The organism is Staphylococcus sp. GDY8P57P (genome assembly GCF_017892585.1).
Classification (GTDB): Bacteria; Bacillota; Bacilli; order Staphylococcales; family Staphylococcaceae; genus Staphylococcus; species Staphylococcus borealis.
This window is the reverse complement of record NZ_JAESLK010000065.1, coordinates 1-666: the sequence shown is the minus strand read 5'-3', so window position 1 is coordinate 666 and position 666 is coordinate 1. Positions and strand designations below refer to the sequence as shown.

Annotated in this window: 1 protein-coding gene; it reads right to left on the bottom strand. The window is 27.5% G+C overall.

The features are described 5' to 3' along the window. Positions 1 to 447: 447 nt before the first annotated feature. Positions 448 to 666, bottom strand: a 219-nt coding sequence (locus tag KA878_RS13470; RefSeq protein WP_194942281.1) for a protein rep, incomplete at its 5' end; no start/stop codon positions are given.

Genomic DNA, 666 nt, shown 5'->3' with positions numbered 1-666 from the left:
TTATTTTGAATTTTAAGGGGGTATTTAGAGCAAACTCTATATTTATATATTTTTATACCTGTATATTTATATATGTTTCTTAAAACGCAAATATGAGCAAAATAAGGGTACATCTTTCTGACATTTAACTTGTATTCAAAAGACATATTACTTAAGTTGCTAAAGTCATTTTAAATACAATCACTTGTACTTTTTAAACATAAGCCAGAAAAACGATATAACTTTTATATATATTTTTCTAATTTGATTGGAACTCCCTAAAATTTATATAACTTAAAAAGTTAAATTGTTTATCTCATTTTTTGTACATAACCAGTGGCGAATTTTTCAGACACTGCCCATTTACATGCAAATTAAAATTTTCATGGTAAAACTGGTCAACCATGCCGGTTGAACGCTATAGTTCCTGCAGGGGCAAAAATACATAAAAAAACGCTAGCTTTTAAGCTAACGTTTCAAATCTTTTAAGTAATAATTTTGTTTTTCAAAATTCCAAATTGCAGTAATTGAATGTGCTTTTTCTTCTTCGTCTGTTGTTTTATCTTCGTCACTTGTATTAATTAAATTGCCATCTTCGGCATCGTCTAAATTTAAAATTTTATGTTTTTGTTTAAGCAATCCACCATAACTCAACATACGTTTTCGGTATAAACCTTTTTCTAAATC